Source organism: Pontimicrobium sp. MEBiC01747, assembly GCF_053601635.1.
Map to the genome: position 1 here is coordinate 1 of NZ_JBSHNS010000175.1, position 16,761 is coordinate 16,761.

Sequence of the window (16,761 nt, forward strand, 5' to 3'; positions counted from 1 at the left end):
GTCTAATATTACCCCAAGTGTTTCTCCTTTTTTAACATGTATTAAATGAAACAAATCGGAAGCTTTAAAAACGTTATCTTCTACAGCAATTATAGCGTCGTGTTCTTTTAAACGGTATGCATCTTTAAGCGTATTAATCCACTTTCCGCCTTTAAAACTTGTACCAGCAATATTTATTTTAGTCGAGTCATATTCTTTAAAAAGGTAAGCTATAGATGGTGTTTTATGATTTAAAATAGTAAAACGAACTTCAAATTTATTTGTTTTAAAAATAGTTTCAGTACTTAAATCCTCCATCGCATTTGCATTCCAAAACGGCGGTTTTAACTCTGCTCGCTTTATAATACTATTTTTTTGAATTTCTCTAACTTCGTAAACAATAGCATCCTCAGCTATTAAATTCCAACAATAGCTTTGTATTCTAGACTGCACTTGTTTAATAACACCTTCTGGACCACAAATAATAATACGTCGTTTTACTCCTATTTGATGTCTTAAAATAGTATCGAAATTAACAAAGTGATCTATATGTGTATGACTCAAAAAAACGGCATTTGTATTCTGGCAATCCTTTACAGATAAATTAGAAGCTTCACCACAATCACATATATAATTATAAGAATCATTATCTGGTGAGATCAAGATACAGATATCTTCGTTTATTTTGCTTTTAATCTCTGCTTTGAACATATATTATGGTATATAAGTAAGAAAACGAAATAAACTTAATCTATTTCTTCATAATCTACATATTCCCCAACAGTATTATTCGAAGATTTTCTATTTGGTATTTTATCTATAGTCGTTTCTCCTTCTTTTTGTTGTTCCTGTTGCGATTTTTGATTTTGAAATCCTTCAAACTGCCCTCCAAAACGTTGCATTGCTTTTTTACTTAGGTACTTTAAAAACAGTGGTCCAAAAATTCTAGACAATATCTTAAAACCATAGTAAAATAATATAATAAAAAGTATGGTCTTTAATAATCCCATAAAAAGTAATATTGTTGTTTTAATTTATTTAAACAAAAATACAATACTCTTTGGGTAATTTCAGTTATAAATACTTAAAAAATATATAAAATCTCTATATTTGGAGCTAAACCTAATATTTATGTCCTTAAAAAAATTCTTTTTACCGACCTTATTATTTATTGTTAGTTATACTGTAAACGCTCAGTATACAGAAGTTATAAATTCTAATAGACCTGGAGTGTCGCGTTCTGCATTCGCAGTCGGTACAAATGTTGCCCAAATTGAAATTGGCCCTTACACTGTAAAAGAAAAACATACCCCTTTAAAATATGATGTTTCTGGTTTCGGAATTGATTTTGCTGCAAGATACGGCTTACTACTACCAGAGTTAGAACTTAATATTGAAGGCGCTTACCAAAGCGACACATTTACAGATAATCGTTCTTCTATTTCTTCGGAAAATAAACGTTCAAATTTTAAAAACTTAACTATAGGTGCTAAATATTTGGTATACGATCCTTATAAAAATGCCGAAGAAGAAAAACCCAATTTATACAGTTACCATGCTAATAAAAAATTCCAATGGAAGTCTCTAATTCCAGCAGTTTCTGTGTATTTAGGCGCTAATTTTGACACTAAAGACAACCCATACACAGCACCAGATGTAGAGGGGTTTAGTCCTAAAGTAATTGTAGCTACACAAAATAACTTTGCTAGTGGTTGGGTTATGGTTTTAAACTTAATAAAAGATAGGATTGGGTCTGAGTTTTCAGATTTTCAATACATCCTTACTTTAACTAAAGCAATTAATCAAAATGTTGTTTTATTTGGAGAAACTCAAGGAATAAAAAGTGATTTCTATGCGGATAACTTATTCCGTTTTGGGGGTGCATATTTATGGGGTAAAGACTTACAATTAGACACTGCTTTAACATTTAATACTAAAGATACGCCTTCTGTATTTAGTATTAATTTTGGTGTATCTTACAGGTTAGATTTCCATCAAGACGATAAACCAGATAATGGTGTTTCTGCTGAAGAAGAAGCTGAACGTAGAGCCAATAAAAAACGTAAGAAAAACAAAAAGAATAAGAAAAAAGGTGGTGATGCTGCTGGTGATAAAAAACAGAAAAAAGAAGTCCAAGAGATTGATTTTGATGACGAAGATTAACCACTAGAATATGATTACAGTAAAACAGGCTATTACTAAAAAGGAACTTAAAGCTTTTGTTAAGTTTCCTTTTTCTTTATATAAAGATTCTAAATATTGGGTTCCTCCAATTATTAATCAGGAATTAGAAACTTTTGACAAAAAAAAGAACCCCATTTTTAAAGATGCAGAAGCAACTTTTTTTCTAGCCTATAAAAACGGAGAAATTGTTGGGCGTGTTGCAGCAATTATAAACTGGTTAGAGGTGAAAAACCAAAACCAGAAAAAAATGCGTTTTGGCTGGTTCGATTTTATTGATGATTTAGAAGTTTCTAAAGCGTTATTAGATGAAGTTATAAAAATAGGCAAAGCTCATAATTTAGAATATACAGAAGGTCCTGTAGGTTTCTCTAACTTAGATAAAGTTGGTGTAATGACCGAAGGTTTTGATCAAGTTAGTAATATGATTACATGGTATAATCACGAATACTATGTAAAACATTACGAGGCTTTGGGTTATACTATTGAAAAATCGTATTCAGAAAGTAAATTCCCTTTTGCTAATGTAAATCCAGAAACGTTTAAAAAAGCGCAAGAGCTTATAAAGCGACGTTATAAGCTTAAAGCATTACAATTAACTACTACTGAAGAGGTTATGCCTTATGCAGATAAAATGTTTGATTTATTTAATGAAAGTTATTCTTCTTTAGCTTCTTTTGTAGAAATTACTGATATTCAAAAAGCTTATTTTAAAAAGAAATTTATAAGTTTTGTTAATCCAGAATATATTAAATTTATTGTAGACGAACAGGATAATATGGTAGCTTTCGCTATTGTAATGCCTAGGTTTGCCTCTGCATTACAACAAATTAAGGGAAAGTTATTTCCTTTTGGTTTTGCCAAATTGCTAAAAGCTAAAAAACATAGTAAGGATGTTGTATTTTATTTAATAGGTGTACATCCAGATTATCAAAATAAAGGCGTTCATGCTGTTATTTTTAATGAATATTATGAAACGTTTACCAAGAAAGGTATTATTAATTGCTACAGAACTCCAGAATTAGAAGATAACGAAGCCATACATAAAATATGGAAACACTTTAACCCTATTGTTGTTAAGCGTCGTAAAACATACCGTAAAGCAATTAAATAAATAAGCTGGTAATAAAAAAATCCAATTCAAATGAATTGGATTTTTTTATTAAGTATCTATTTTACGTTTTTACTCTCCCATAGCTTTTACTAAAGCGGCAGACATACGTTTATAAGTTCCGTTTTCTAATCTATCTCTAATGGCATCGAATGCATCTAGAGTTTCAGAAACATCTTGCAGAGTATGTGTAGCTGTAGGAATCATTCTTAATAAAATTAAACCTTTAGGTATAACAGGGTATACTACTATAGAACAGAAAATACCATAATTTTCTCTTAAATCTCTAACTAAAGCCATTGCTTCTGGAATACTCCCTTTTAAATATACTGGTGTTACACAACTTTGTGTTGTTCCAATATCGAAACCACGCTTTTTTAATCCAGATTGTAATGCATCAACGATAGTCCAAAGGTTTTGTTTTAACTCTGGCATTGTACGTAACATATCTAAACGTTTTAATGCACCAACAACCAATTGCATTTGCAGTGATTTTGCAAACATTTGCGAACGTAGATTGTATTTTAAGTAATCTATAATTTCTTTATCTGCTGCAATAAATGCTCCTGTACTAGCCATAGATTTTGCAAATGTTGCAAAATACACATCTATCTCGTCTTGTACACCTTGCTCTTCTCCTGCTCCTGCTCCAGTAGCTCCAAGTGTTCCAAAACCATGAGCATCATCAACAAATAGTCTAAAATTAAATTTCTTTTTAAGCTCAACTATTTCTTTTAAACGCCCTTGTTCTCCACGCATACCAAAAACCCCTTCAGAAATCACTAAAATACCTCCGCCAGTTTGCTCGGCCATTTTAGTTGCTCGTTCAAGATTTTTCTCTAAACTATCTATATCGTTATGCTTATATGTAAAACGTTTACCCATATGTAAACGCACTCCATCTATAATACATGCATGAGAATCTACATCGTAAACAATAATATCATCTTTAGATACTAATGCATCTACAGTAGAAACCATTCCTTGGTATCCAAAATTTAATAAGTAAGCAGCTTCTTTATTAACAAACGCCGCTAATTCATTCTGCAACTGCTCGTGTAGTTCTGTGTGACCAGACATCATTCGTGCTCCCATTGGGTATGCAGACCCGTACATTTTTGCTGCTTCTGCATCAACTTTACGAACCTCAGGATGGTTAGCTAATCCTAAATAATCATTAATACTCCATGTGATAACTTCCTTTCCCTGAAACTTCATTCTATTAGAGATTTGTCCTTCCAGCTTTGGAAATACAAAATATCCTTCTGCAGCTGATGCCCATTTCCCTAACGGTCCTTTATCCTTGTATATTTTTGCAAATAAGTCTTTCATCGGTTCGTTTTCATTGTTTACTTTACGCCCATAACTCTACACACAAAACATCTTTAAGGTAAAAGTTTATTTTGAATAATTTATTATAAGCCATTACATTAGTTAGTAGATGCAAAATTAGGTAATTCTACCTTTTTTGCATAATCTTTTTACTGTCTATTTTTCACAAAAAAATTAGCTGACTTAAAATACTTAAAATCAGCTAATTTCAATATGTTTATTCTTATTTATTTTACGTATTGTATACTTTGTGCAGCTTCTTCATTAATACTATCAAAAAAGCCTTGATCTCTCATCCATTTATCGCTATATATTTTACTCATATAACGCGATCCGTGATCTGGAAAAATTGTAACTACAACATCGTTTTCTTTAAATTCTCCTTCTCCTTCTAATTGTTTTATAGCTTGCATTGCTGCTCCAGAGGTATAACCTACAAAAAGTCCTTCAACTTTTGCTATTTCACGTGCTGTATGTGCACTTTCTTCATCTGTAACCTTAACAAACTCGTCTATTGTATCAAAATCTGTAGCTGTAGGTATTAAATTTTTACCTAAGCCTTCTATTCTATATGGATAAATTTCTTTATCGTCAAACTCTCTTGTTTCATGATACTTTTTTAACACAGAACCATAAGCGTCTACACCTATAACTTTAATTTCTGGGTTTTGCTCTTTTAAATATTTTGCTGTTCCAGAAATTGTTCCTCCCGTTCCACTACATGCTACTAAATGCGTTATTTTACCATTAGTTTGGTTCCAGATTTCTGGTCCTGTAGAATGGTAATGCGCATCCATATTTAACTGATTGAAATATTGGTTTATATATACAGATCCTTTTATTTCATCATGTAATCGTTTTGCTACTTGGTAATAAGATCTTGGGTCATCTGCACTAACATTTGCAGGGCAAACATAAACTTTAGCCCCCATATTTTTAAGCATGTCTATTTTATCTGCAGAAGACTTAGAGCTTACAGCTAAAATGCAGTCGTATCCTTTTATTACACTTACCATAGCAATACTAAACCCTGTATTACCAGAGGTCGTTTCTATAATAGTGTCTCCTGGTTTTAAAATACCTTGACGTTCTGCTTCTTCAATTATATATAATGCAATTCTATCTTTAGAGGAATGTCCTGGATTAAAAGCTTCTACCTTAGCTAAGAAATTACCTTTAAATTCAGACGTTATTTTTTTCAGTTTTATCATTGGTGTATTTCCTATTAGGTCTAATACATTGTCAAAAACTTGTTTATTGTTTTCCATAAACGCTACTTATAAGCTAAATCAATTGGTTATTGTGTTTAAAACCTCGCAAAAATACGGATTTTTTTTTTAATGGTTAATTCCTTCTAAATCTAACAGAAAAGCATACTGTAATGCAACTTCTTTTAAACTTTCAAAACGCCCCGAAGCTCCACCGTGACCAGATTCCATATCTATATGAAATAACAAGGTATTATTGTCTGTTTTTAAGTCTCTTAATTTAGCTACCCATTTTGCTGGTTCCCAATATTGTACTTGTGAATCATGCAAGCCAGTAGTTACTAACATATTTGGATAGTCTCTAGAGCTTACATTATCGTATGGTGAGTACGATTTCATATAATCGTAATATGTTTTATCATTAGGATTCCCCCATTCATCATACTCTCCTGTTGTTAATGGTATTGTATCATCTAGCATTGTAGTAACAACATCTACAAAAGGTACTGCTGCAATAACACCATTATACAATTCTGGTTCTAGGTTAATTACTGTACCCATTAATAAACCTCCTGCACTTCCTCCCATTGCATATAAATGTTCGGCTGTAGTATATTTTTCTTTAATTAAGTGTTTAGAGCAATCTATAAAGTCTGTAAATGTATTCATCTTTTTTAATAGCTTACCATCTTCGTACCATTTGCGCCCTAAATATTCTCCTCCTCTAATATGTGCTATTGCATATATAAATCCTCTATCTAAAAGGCTTAATCTTATAGATGAAAAATACGGATCTATAGTAGAGCCGTAAGAGCCGTAAGCATATTGTAATAATGGATGGCTACCATCTCTTTTCATTCCTTTTTTATATACCATTGAAACGGGTACTTTGGCTCCATCTCTAGCTGTAACCCATATACGTTCTGACACGTAATTGTTTTTATCGAACGTATCACTTAGTACTTGTTGTTCTTTTAAAACATTATGCTGTTTCGTTTCAAAGTTATAATCAATTACAGAATTTGGTGTTATTAAACCGTTATAACTGTATCTTAAATCTGTGCTATCAAAATCTGGATTGTTTCCTATATTTAGCGTATAGGTTTCATTATTAAATGTTAAATAATAATCTTCACTTCCATCCCAATTGATGACTCTTATATTATTTAATCCATTTTGGCGTTCATTAACAACTAAATATTTACTAAAAATTTCTATATCTTCTATTAAAACATCTGCTCTGTGCGGTAATACATCTTCCCAATTATCTTTTTCTGTTTTATTTTCTGATGTTTTTTGAAGTTTATAGTTTTTAGCTCCATCCTTATTTGTTATAATATAAAAACTATCATCGTAATGTGCTATAGAGTATTCTAGTTCTCGCTCTCGTTCTTGAAACATTTTGAATGCTCCGTCTGGCGTATCTGCATTAAGTATTTGATACTCTGAAGTTAATGTGCTAGAAGAGCCTATTACTATATATTTTTTAGACTTTGTTTTGTATACAAAGGTGTTAAATGTTTCGTCTGTTTCATTATATACAACAACATCTTCTTCTTTAGGTGTGCCTAATTTATGCTTAAAAATTTTATCAGAACGCAATGTTACTTCATCTTTTTTACTGTAGAATAATGTTTTATTATCATTAGCCCATGTAGAACTCCCTGTTGTGTTTTCTATTTTGTCTGAAAATACTTCACCAGTAATTAAGCTTTTTATTTGCAACGTATATTGCCTTCTACTCACAGTGTCTACAGCAAAACTAACCATAGTATTGTCTGGGCTAACAGAAATGCCACCTAACCTAAAATAAGCGTGTCCTTTGGCCATTTCATTACAGTCAAAAAGCAACTCTTCTTCTGCTTCTAAGCTCCCTTTTTTTCGTGTATAGATAGGGTATCCTTTTCCTTTTTCGTATTTAGTTATATACCAATATCCGTTTAATTTATAGGGTACAGATTCGTCATCTTCTTTAATACGGCCTTTCATTTCTTCAAATAATTCTTTTTGAAATGGCTCTGTATGTTTTAAAACAGATTTAGTGTAGGCATTCTCCTCATTTAAATAGTTTATAACTTCAGCATCCTCTCTATCATTTAACCAATAGTAATTATCAACTCTTATATCATTATGTATTTCTAATTGCTTAGGTTTTTTCTTGGCTAATGGAAATGTTTTAACTATTGTTTTATCTGTCATATCTTCTTTTTGTTTACAGGAAACACAAAAATATAAACTTATAAGTGAAATTATAGTAATTTTCTTCATATTAAATATTTAAACAATTTCCTCTCAAATTTAATAACTTTGCACCAAATTAAACTATTAATATAAGAATTATGTTTGGAGACCTTAGTGGTATGATGGGCAAGCTTCAAGATGCTCAAAAAAAAGTAGAAGAAACAAAACAGCGACTAAATACTGTTTTAGTTGATGAGAAGAGTAACGATGGCTTATTACAAGTAACATTAACAGCAAATAGAGCTATAAAATCTATAGAAATTAATGATGAATTGTTAGAGGATAAAGAACAGTTAGAAGATTACTTAATTTTAACATTAAATAAGGCCATAGAAAAAGCGACACGTATTAACGAAGCCGAACTTGCAGCTGCTGCAAAAGATGGGATGCCTAATATACCTGGAATGGATATGTTTAAATAATTTAAAAAAGCCTTTTAATATGTATATTAAAAGGCTTTTTTTATTTCACTCTATTTCTTATTTTTTTCTATTGTAACTTTCGTTTTAAATATTCTGGAGAGTTTAAAAATAATTGTTCTACTTGATTTTCCCAATCTCTAACAATATTAAAATAACTTGTATTTACTTCTGCCATTATAGCGTTACAATCTTTACAGGTATGTTTGTAACCTAGAAAATAATGTCCAAACTCATGAAATGCGACTACTTTTAAAATTTCTTTATCTAAAAGCGTCATCCAGCTAAATACTATTTTTTCAACTTCATTTTTTTTATTTCTAACCAACATACCTAAAGTACCGCCTTTTGTTGATACTTGTAATGTATCAACAATTGCTATTTCTTTTAAGCTAAATAGTTTATCTGTAAACTTAATATTGTACTTTTTACATTCTTTTAAAAAATCGTCTAGGTATGGCTGAATTAAACCATCTGTTTTTAAAGTATTTAATGTTGGTGTGCGTTTTGGTAATTCGTAATTAGAATTTTGAGCGTTTATATTACTTACAGTAAATGTAAATAGCAAGCAGAGAATTAATTGCGTTAGTTTCATGTTGTAAAATTTTTAATTTATTGTAACGCAATCTCCAATGTATCAACAATCGATAGACATACTTCTAGTTACTATATAAAAGGGTTATAGCTTTTACATCAACGCTATTTAATAGCTCTATATTGCTCATTTATTACACTTTATAATAATTTTAGCATTTACTTACATTAAAATTGAGAACACCTAATTCATTTATGTTTTCGTTTTATAATAGTTATTTATATAAAAAAAGAGAAGCAAAAACTTCTCTTTTTATTCTATTTTTAATCCTTTATTTAATCTGTATAGATTATTGTAGGATTAAACATCTTGTATTTCTAAGGTACTTAGTTAGCGTTTATTACTCTAAACTGAGTTCTTCTGTTTGCTAAGTGCTCTCTTTCTGTACAAGATACACCATCTGAACATCTGTTAGTTAATCTAGTTTCTCCATAACCATTAGAAACGATTCTACTAGAGTTAATACCTTTAGATATTAAATAGTTTGTTACTGCTTGTGCTCTTCTTTCTGATAAAGAACGGTTGCTAGCTTTAGACCCTCTAGAATCTGTATGCGATGCAATCTCTACAGATACACCATCTGCTAATACTGGTAATAATTTAGCATCAATTTCTGCTTTAGCAGCATTAGTTAATGTTGCAGAACCTAAGTTCCAGTTTATGTTAAGGTCGTTATACTCAACAACTTTACAATCTACTTCTTTCCATGTTGTTAATCCTCCTTTTTTCTGTAACACTTCCTTAGTTACTGTTTTCGTTACTGGTGGCACTGGAGTTTCAACAACTTTAGAATCTTCAACTAAAACTGTTTTCTTAATTGTTGCTGTTTTTTGAGGAATATCTATAGCTCTTGTTGTTGGAGGCGTTACCATTACTGTACGTTTCATTGTTTTTGTAACGGCTGGAATCTCTACAACTCTTGTTGTTTCTGGTATAATTACTGTTCTCTTAACAGTTTTAGTAACTGCTGGTATTTCTATTACTCTTGTTGTTGGAGGCGTTACCATTACTGTACGCTTCATTGTTTTCGTTACAGCTGGAATAGGAATTACTCTCGTTGTTGGAGGTGTTACCATAACAGTTTTCTTAACTGTTTTAGTTACTTGAGGTATATCTATTGTTCTTGTAGATGCTGGTTTAACAACTATTTTTCTTGTATAAGAAGACATTCCGCAATCTGGATCTGCACTTGTATCACAATCTGGAGTTCTAATGTAAGATGCATCTGATGCTAATTCTGTTGTATTAATTGTTATATTTTGTGCTGGTACTGCTTTGTAGCACCAGTATCTACAATCGTTAGGATCGCTAGATTGACAATCTGCCGCAGGTGTATCACTCATTCCCCATTTTGCTGTAGCTGGTTTAGTTTCTATAACTTGATAGTTAGAAGAAAATTTAGCAGGAACGACTTTTAATGAAGACCCAAACTCTCTTTTTTTGTACGTAATATTTTCTGTACCATACTCAGCAGGAATAACTTCTAAACGTTGTCCTGCCTCGTTAACTACTACAGTAACATCTTGTGTTTCGTAAACCGCAGGTACCATTTCTAATTTTTGGCTAGCTGGTTGAGTTACCACTTCAAATGTTTGTGTTTCGTACACTGCTGGCACCAATTCTAAGCGTTGACTTGCTTCTTTAATAACAACAGTTTCTATTTCTGTTTCTGTTCTAGAAGCTATTTTTTCTAAACGTTGACTTGCTTCTTTTACAACGACTTCAAAAGTCTGTGTTTCATATTTTGCTGGCACAACTTCCAATCTTTGGCTTGCATTAGCAACTACAACGGTTTCTGTTTCTGTTCCGTATTTTGCTGGTACTGTGCTTAATTTCTTGTAAGCTGGTGCTACTTGAACTGTTACGTCTTGATTTACCCAAATATCTGGTGTTACACAACGAACATAACACTTCCCTGGTTCAGGATTAGCTGGTAAATCTTGAGCAAATGCAACTAAGCCAATTGCAAAAGATAAAAATGTTAGTAGTAATTTTTTCATTTTGTTAAAGTTTAATGATTATATGGTTATTTATATACGCTAAGTAGTTAGGGTTTAGCCTATTCTACTAATTTCGTACAAAAATACTAGCAATCAAACCCTTTAGTGGTTTTTAAAACGAAAAAAGCACACTCTTTCGATGAAACGCAAAAAAACACGTTAAAAATTTTAACAAATTTAATCTTACAAAACTACTATGAAATTTTAGTTTCTTTTCTTATTTTATAGGGAGTTTAACGCTTTTAAGAAATGGTTATGCATCTCATTAGTGTAATCTAAATGTGTTACTATTCTTACTTTACCAGCACCTAATGCTATAATTTTTATCCCCTTTTTATCTAAAGTCTGTATAAATTCACTTTCAGAAATCCCTTCTTTTAAACTAAAAATTACAATGTTAGTTTCTACAGGTTCTACTGTATTTACATACGCTTGCGTTTTTAATGTATTCGCTATCTCTTTAGCTTTTTCATGATCTTCTTCTAATCGCTCTATATTGTTATCTAATGCATATAGTCCAGCTGCAGCTAGAAAGCCAACCTGTCTCATTCCGCCTCCTAGAATTTTTCTAATTCTAATCGCATCTTTCATAATATCTTCGTCTCCTACCAACACAGAACCTATAGGGCATCCCAACCCTTTGCTTAAACACACAGAAATAGTATCGAACACATCTCCATATTGTTTAGGGCTTTCTTTTTTTGCGACTAAAGCATTCCATAGGCGTGCCCCATCTAAGTGTAACCCTAAACTATTTGCATCGCATACTTTACGCACCTTCTTTATCTCTTCAAAATCCCAACAAGCTCCTCCTCCTTTATTGGTTGTATTTTCTATTTCAACTAATCGAGTTAGTGGGCTATGGTAAAAATCTGGAGGATTTAAAGCTTCTTCAACTTGTTTTGCTGTAAACATGCCACGCTGTCCATCTATTAGTTTACAAGAAACCCCACTGTTAAACGATGCACCCCCACCTTCGTAATTAAATATATGAGAATACTTATCGCAAATAACTTGATCTCCTAGGTTTGTATGTAATTTTATTGCGGTTTGATTCGCCATTGTTCCACTAGGAAAAAACAATGCTTTGGGTTTTCCAAATAATTCTGCAATTTTTAGTTCTAATGCATTAACGGTTTCATCTTCTTTATACACATCATCTCCTACATTAGCATTTATTATAGCTTCTAACATCTCTTTAGAAGGTTTTGTTACCGTATCGCTTCTTAAATCTATTATCATTTATTTATTTTTATGCATAAAATTATAAAATATGCTTTCAATTACTTTAATATAATGGTATAAATTATATTTTTGTTTCAAACTACAATATAATGATAACACAAGATCATATAAAAGATCTCTCTAAACGCCTTAATGCTTTAAGGCAATATCTTTGACATAGATAAGAAATTAATAGAAATTCAAAACGAAGAAGAGCAAACGTTCGACCCTAATTTTTGGAACGACTCTAAAGCTGCAGAGGCTATTATGAAGTCGCTTAGAATAAAGAAAAAATGGGTTGAAGACTACGAAAAATCGAATACTTTCGTAGAGGATCTTGAAGTTATTTACGAATTTTATAAGGAAGAAGAAGCAACAATTAAGGATGTGGAAACTCGCTTTGAAAAAGCAAAAACTCTAATTGAAGACTTAGAGTTTAAAAACATGCTCTCGGAAGAAGGTGATAATTTAAGTGCCGTTTTACAAATAACTGCTGGTGCTGGAGGTACAGAAAGTTGCGATTGGGCAAATATGTTATTACGTATGTATTTAATGTATGCCGAAAAAAATGGTTTTAAAGTAAAGGAACTTAACTTACAAGATGGAGATGTTGCAGGTATTAAAACGGTGACTATAGAAATTGAAGGTGATTACGCTTTTGGTTGGCTTAAAGGCGAAAATGGTGTACACCGTTTAGTACGTATCTCTCCTTTTGATAGTAATGCGAAACGCCACACCAGTTTTGCCTCTGTTTATGTTTATCCATTAGTTGATGACAGTATAGAAATAGACATTAATCCTGCAGATATAGATATTACTACTGCACGATCTAGCGGTGCTGGAGGACAAAATGTAAATAAAGTTGAAACTAAAGTGCAACTAACACATAAACCGTCTGGTATACAGATTTCGTGTTCAGAAACTCGCTCTCAACACGATAATAGAGCGCGTGCATTACAGATGCTTAAATCTCAGCTTTACGAAATTGAATTACAGAAGCAAATGGCTCAGCGCGATGATATTGAAGCAGGTAAAATGAAAATTGAATGGGGTAGCCAAATACGTAATTATGTTATGCACCCGTATAAACTGGTTAAAGATGTACGTACTGCACACGAAACAGGTAATGTAGATGCTGTTATGGATGGTGATATTACACCTTTCTTAAAAGCGTATTTAATGATGATGGGACAAAAAGATACAACACAAGATTCGTTATAATAAAAAATAAAAAAATATGATTAAAATATACCACAATAATAGATGTAGTAAATCGCGTTGCGGTTTAGAAATTGTTAAGGACTCTGGTAAAGATTATGAAGTTATAAACTATTTAGTAGATACACCAACTGTTGAAGATGTAAAAAACCTATTAAGTTTATTAAATATAGAACCTCTAGCGCTTATTCGTAAAAATGAAGCTATCTGGAAAGCCGATTACAAAGGAAAAGATTTAACTAATGAAGACATTATTAAAGCTATGGTAGCGCATCCAAAACTTATAGAAAGACCAATAGTAATTAACGGTGACAAAGCTGTTATTGGGCGTCCGCCAGAGCTTATAACTACAATTATATAATTTAAAACACGCTATTAACTTATATAATGAAAATACTGTAGCATTAAATTTAAACTTATTATAAAAATAGACTTATAGTAATACTACCCTAATAACGTCTTCTAGCACTTTAGCTTTAAAGGCGACTTAATAAATAAAAAAAGCTTCAAAATATTAACATTTTGAAGCTTTCTTATTTAACATACATTTAACCAATCTAAGTTAAACCATAATCTATTTTTGCAGTCTTAACTGCTAAAATATATTCATGCATAAATTAATACTTACCCTAGTATGTCTCGTTACTTTTGTAACAACATCTAGCGCACAAAACACCTCTAAAAAAGAAGTAACTATTAGCGGAAAAATTCTAGACAGCAATTCTAAAACCCCTTTAGAATATGCTACAGTAGTATTTACAGATACTACAGATAAAACAAATATTACTGGAGGTATTACAAACGAGAAAGGAGAATATAATATTCCTGTAACTGTAGGTTCGTATACTATATCTTACGAATATATAGGGTTTACAACAGTTAAAATTGAAAACAAACAAATAACAAAAACGGTAAACTTAGGCATACAATTACTTGATGAAAATACAGAAGCGTTAGACGAAATTGAAATTATTGCAGAAAAAACAACTGTAGAAATTAAACTAGATAAGAAAATTTATAACGTAGGTAAAGATTTAACTGTTAGAGGTGGTACTGTTAGTGATGTTTTAGATAATGTCCCTTCTGTTTCTGTAGATGTTGAAGGTAATGTTGCCTTAAGAGGGAATGATAATGTTCGCATACTTATTAATGGAAAACCTTCTGGCTTGGTAGGTTTAAATTCTACAGATGCTTTACGACAATTACCTGCAGAATCTATTGAGAAAGTAGAAGTTATAACGTCTCCATCTGCTCGATATGATGCAGAAGGTACTGGTGGTATTTTAAATATTATTTTACGCAGAAGTAAGTTACAAGGTTTAAACGGAGCCATAACAACAAATGTAGGTTATAATCCAGCTGCCGGAATTTCTGGAAATATTAATTACAGAACAGGAGATATTAATATATTTAACACTACATCATATAATTATAGAGAAGTACCAGGTAACAATGATGGCTTTACTAGATATTTTAATCAAGAATTTGACGCTTCTGGTAACTTAATAGCAGACAATCCTGATACCTTTCTAGAAGAGACTAATAGGTACGACCGTATTAGAAAAGGGCTTAATACTAATTTTGGAGTGGAGTGGTATGTTAACGAATCGTCTTCTTTAACAACTTCGGTGCTTTATAGCAATGGAGATAATGAAAGCAATACAACCAATCGTGTAAGTCAATTTGATGCGAATAACACACTTACATCAAGTACACTACGTTTAGACCCAGAGTTATCTGACAGACAAACAATACAATATGCTGTTAATTTTGATAAGCAATTTAAAACTAGTGGTCATAAATTAACTTTCGATTTTCAATATGAAGATAGTAGTAATGATGAATTATCTAATGTAAATGTAGACGGGACTGTTTCTGAAAAGGTTGCGACATTAGAGGACGAACAACGTATTCTTCTACAAACAGATTATGTTTTACCCATAGGAGAAAAAAGTCAGTTTGAGTTAGGTTACCGCGGTAACTTTAATGATAAGAGTACAGATTACACTGTTGAGTTTTTAGATTTTGACACGAATGTATTTAATGTAAGTACAGACCTAACTAACTTATTTAATTATAGAGAATTTATTACTGCTGTATATTCGCAGTATGGAAGCAAGATTGGTAAATTCTCTTACCTTTTAGGCTTACGTTTTGAAAACACGCAAATAACATTAGACCAGCCTACGAGCGGAGATTATGTAAAAAACACATACAATGGGTTATTCCCTACTTTAAATTTAAGTTACGAGCTAAGCGAAAGTGAAAACATTACTCTAGGATATAACAGACGTATACGTCGCCCACGTTCATTTTTTGTAAACCCCTTCCCTTCTCGCTCTAGTGTAACAAGTATTTTTCAAGGAAACCCTGCTCTTGCACCTAGTTACTCTGGACAAGTAGATCTAGGGTATTTAAAACGTTTTGGAAAATTTACATTCGATACTTCTGCTTATTTTTCGCATGCTACAGATATTTTTAATTTTACTAGTTTCGATTCTGGCGAAACTGCTATTGTTAACGGACAAGAAATTCCTGTAATACAACGTACGCCTATTAACTTGGCAACACAAGACCGATTTGGGTTTGAATTTACTTTAAGTTACAGAGCTTCCAAAAAATGGAATATTAATGGAAATTTCAATTTTTTCAAAAGTGAAACCGAAGGAGTTACGCCAAATGGAGAAAACCTAGGAAATAAAAATACAAGTTGGTTTGCTCGTGTAAATAACAAATTTACGCTTCCTGGTAATATAGATTGGCAAACACGCCTATCTTATAGAGGCCCTAGTGAAGATGCACAAAATAAAAGAGAAGGTGTTTTTTCTACTAATTTAGCATTTAGCAAAGACTTATTTAAAGAAAAGGCTTCTTTAGCTTTTAATGTTAGTGATTTATTTAATTCTAGGAAAAGAAAACAAGTAACAACGACTAGTACATTTGTAAACGAAAGCGAATTTCAATGGAGAGAGCGTAGTTTTAATTTATCGTTTACTTACAGATTTAATCAAACAAAGAAACAACAACGTAGAGGCCAAAGACCAAATGGAGGTGATGAAGGATTTGAAGGGTAATTTTTATGTATGATTTAAATTATACAATAATTTCTTTAGTTCTTGTAAATGGTATATAGAATATTATAAGTACACATAATTATGCATAAAAAAAGGGAAACTCTAGAGTTTCCCTTTTTTATTGTATATGTTTAAAACTATGCGTTACGCTTAGCTTTTTTTTCTTCTTTAATTTCTTT

14 protein-coding genes are annotated in these 16,761 nt (G+C 31.7%); 6 read left to right on the forward strand and 8 right to left on the reverse strand.

The genetic code is table 11. The features are described 5' to 3' along the window. On the reverse strand, positions 1 to 690 hold a 690-nt coding region (locus ACVC2P_RS05415), incomplete at its 3' end, for a peptidase (protein ID WP_452597456.1). A gap of 35 nt (positions 691 to 725) precedes the next feature. Next, complete coding sequence (locus ACVC2P_RS05420; protein WP_452597457.1) at positions 726 to 989, reverse strand: DUF4834 family protein; 264 nt, start codon at positions 987 to 989, stop codon at positions 726 to 728. A gap of 121 nt (positions 990 to 1,110) precedes the next feature. Here ACVC2P_RS05420 and ACVC2P_RS05425 point away from each other — a divergent pair, with 121 nt between their 5' ends. Both ACVC2P_RS05425 and ACVC2P_RS05430 read left to right on the forward strand, forming a co-directional pair. Beyond that, positions 1,111 to 2,142 carry a transporter gene (locus tag ACVC2P_RS05425; protein ID WP_452597458.1) on the forward strand — a complete coding sequence of 344 codons (1,032 nt, stop codon included), beginning with the start codon at positions 1,111 to 1,113 and terminating at the stop codon, positions 2,140 to 2,142. Between the two features lie 10 nt (positions 2,143 to 2,152). Beyond that, the gene (locus ACVC2P_RS05430) at positions 2,153 to 3,274 is read left to right on the forward strand and encodes a GTP cyclohydrolase (RefSeq protein ID WP_452597459.1); all 1,122 of its coding nucleotides are present in this window, start codon (positions 2,153 to 2,155) and stop codon (positions 3,272 to 3,274) included. Between the two features lie 69 nt (positions 3,275 to 3,343). Here ACVC2P_RS05430 and ACVC2P_RS05435 read toward each other — a convergent pair whose 3' ends face one another. The 3 genes from ACVC2P_RS05435 to ACVC2P_RS05445 form a co-directional block, all read right to left on the reverse strand. Continuing rightward, positions 3,344 to 4,603 (reverse strand): aminotransferase class I/II-fold pyridoxal phosphate-dependent enzyme, encoded by a 1,260-nt coding sequence (locus ACVC2P_RS05435; RefSeq protein WP_452597460.1) that lies wholly within the window; start codon positions 4,601 to 4,603, stop codon positions 3,344 to 3,346. A 227-nt stretch (positions 4,604 to 4,830) separates the two neighbouring features. Beyond that, positions 4,831 to 5,871, reverse strand: coding sequence for a PLP-dependent cysteine synthase family protein (locus ACVC2P_RS05440; protein WP_452597461.1), 1,041 nt, complete (start codon positions 5,869 to 5,871; stop codon positions 4,831 to 4,833). A 69-nt stretch (positions 5,872 to 5,940) separates the two neighbouring features. Then, complete coding sequence (locus ACVC2P_RS05445; protein ID WP_452597462.1) at positions 5,941 to 8,079, reverse strand: S9 family peptidase; 2,139 nt, start codon at positions 8,077 to 8,079, stop codon at positions 5,941 to 5,943. Between the two features lie 71 nt (positions 8,080 to 8,150). On the opposite strand from ACVC2P_RS05445, the gene ACVC2P_RS05450 reads away from it, so the two are divergent. Continuing rightward, a complete protein-coding gene (locus tag ACVC2P_RS05450; RefSeq protein ID WP_452597463.1) occupies positions 8,151 to 8,474 on the forward strand; it encodes a YbaB/EbfC family nucleoid-associated protein in 324 nt (107 codons plus the stop codon). A 67-nt stretch (positions 8,475 to 8,541) separates the two neighbouring features. On the opposite strand, the gene ACVC2P_RS05455 is transcribed toward ACVC2P_RS05450, so the two are convergent. The 3 genes from ACVC2P_RS05455 to ACVC2P_RS05465 all read right to left on the reverse strand — a co-directional run bounded on the left by ACVC2P_RS05455 (position 8,542) and on the right by ACVC2P_RS05465 (position 12,308). Further along, positions 8,542 to 9,066, reverse strand: coding sequence for a hypothetical protein (locus ACVC2P_RS05455; RefSeq protein WP_452597464.1), 525 nt, complete (start codon positions 9,064 to 9,066; stop codon positions 8,542 to 8,544). 326 nt (positions 9,067 to 9,392) lie between these two features. Then, positions 9,393 to 11,066 carry an OmpA family protein gene (locus tag ACVC2P_RS05460; protein WP_452597465.1) on the reverse strand — a complete coding sequence of 558 codons (1,674 nt, stop codon included), beginning with the start codon at positions 11,064 to 11,066 and terminating at the stop codon, positions 9,393 to 9,395. A 222-nt stretch (positions 11,067 to 11,288) separates the two neighbouring features. Beyond that, positions 11,289 to 12,308, reverse strand: a complete 1,020-nt coding sequence (locus ACVC2P_RS05465; RefSeq protein ID WP_452597466.1) for a threonine aldolase family protein — start codon at positions 12,306 to 12,308, stop codon at positions 11,289 to 11,291. Between the two features lie 92 nt (positions 12,309 to 12,400). Here ACVC2P_RS05465 and prfB point away from each other — a divergent pair. From prfB to ACVC2P_RS05480, 3 genes are all read left to right on the forward strand, one after another. Next, a protein-coding gene (prfB, locus tag ACVC2P_RS05470; RefSeq protein WP_452597467.1) for a peptide chain release factor 2 occupies positions 12,401 to 13,511 on the forward strand; the annotation gives its coding sequence in 2 pieces (ribosomal slippage) (positions 12,401 to 12,463 and positions 12,465 to 13,511; 1,110 coding nt in all). A 16-nt stretch (positions 13,512 to 13,527) separates the two neighbouring features. Next, entirely contained in the window at positions 13,528 to 13,869 is a 342-nt protein-coding gene (locus ACVC2P_RS05475; protein WP_452597468.1) for an arsenate reductase family protein, read from the forward strand. A gap of 247 nt (positions 13,870 to 14,116) precedes the next feature. Then, positions 14,117 to 16,582: a TonB-dependent receptor domain-containing protein gene (locus ACVC2P_RS05480; protein ID WP_452597469.1), complete on the forward strand. Its 2,466-nt coding sequence runs from the start codon at positions 14,117 to 14,119 to the stop codon at positions 16,580 to 16,582. Positions 16,583 to 16,761: the final 179 nt, after the last annotated feature.

Bases quoted from the DNA above. Each gene is read 5' to 3' on its own strand.
- ACVC2P_RS05430 (WP_452597459.1), top strand. From the start codon at position 2,153: ATGATTACAGTAAAACAGGCTATTACTAAAAAGGAACTTAAAGCTTTT.
- ACVC2P_RS05460 (WP_452597465.1), bottom strand. From the start codon at position 11,066: ATGAAAAAATTACTACTAACATTTTTATCTTTTGCAATTGGCTTAGTT.
- ACVC2P_RS05480 (WP_452597469.1), top strand. From the start codon at position 14,117: ATGCATAAATTAATACTTACCCTAGTATGTCTCGTTACTTTTGTAACA.
- ACVC2P_RS05425 (WP_452597458.1), top strand. From the start codon at position 1,111: ATGTCCTTAAAAAAATTCTTTTTACCGACCTTATTATTTATTGTTAGT.
- ACVC2P_RS05455 (WP_452597464.1), bottom strand. From the start codon at position 9,066: ATGAAACTAACGCAATTAATTCTCTGCTTGCTATTTACATTTACTGTA.
- ACVC2P_RS05420 (WP_452597457.1), bottom strand. From the start codon at position 989: ATGGGATTATTAAAGACCATACTTTTTATTATATTATTTTACTATGGT.
- ACVC2P_RS05440 (WP_452597461.1), bottom strand. From the start codon at position 5,871: ATGGAAAACAATAAACAAGTTTTTGACAATGTATTAGACCTAATAGGA.
- ACVC2P_RS05445 (WP_452597462.1), bottom strand. From the start codon at position 8,079: ATGAAGAAAATTACTATAATTTCACTTATAAGTTTATATTTTTGTGTT.
- ACVC2P_RS05465 (WP_452597466.1), bottom strand. From the start codon at position 12,308: ATGATAATAGATTTAAGAAGCGATACGGTAACAAAACCTTCTAAAGAG.
- ACVC2P_RS05450 (WP_452597463.1), top strand. From the start codon at position 8,151: ATGTTTGGAGACCTTAGTGGTATGATGGGCAAGCTTCAAGATGCTCAA.
- ACVC2P_RS05475 (WP_452597468.1), top strand. From the start codon at position 13,528: ATGATTAAAATATACCACAATAATAGATGTAGTAAATCGCGTTGCGGT.
- ACVC2P_RS05435 (WP_452597460.1), bottom strand. From the start codon at position 4,603: ATGAAAGACTTATTTGCAAAAATATACAAGGATAAAGGACCGTTAGGG.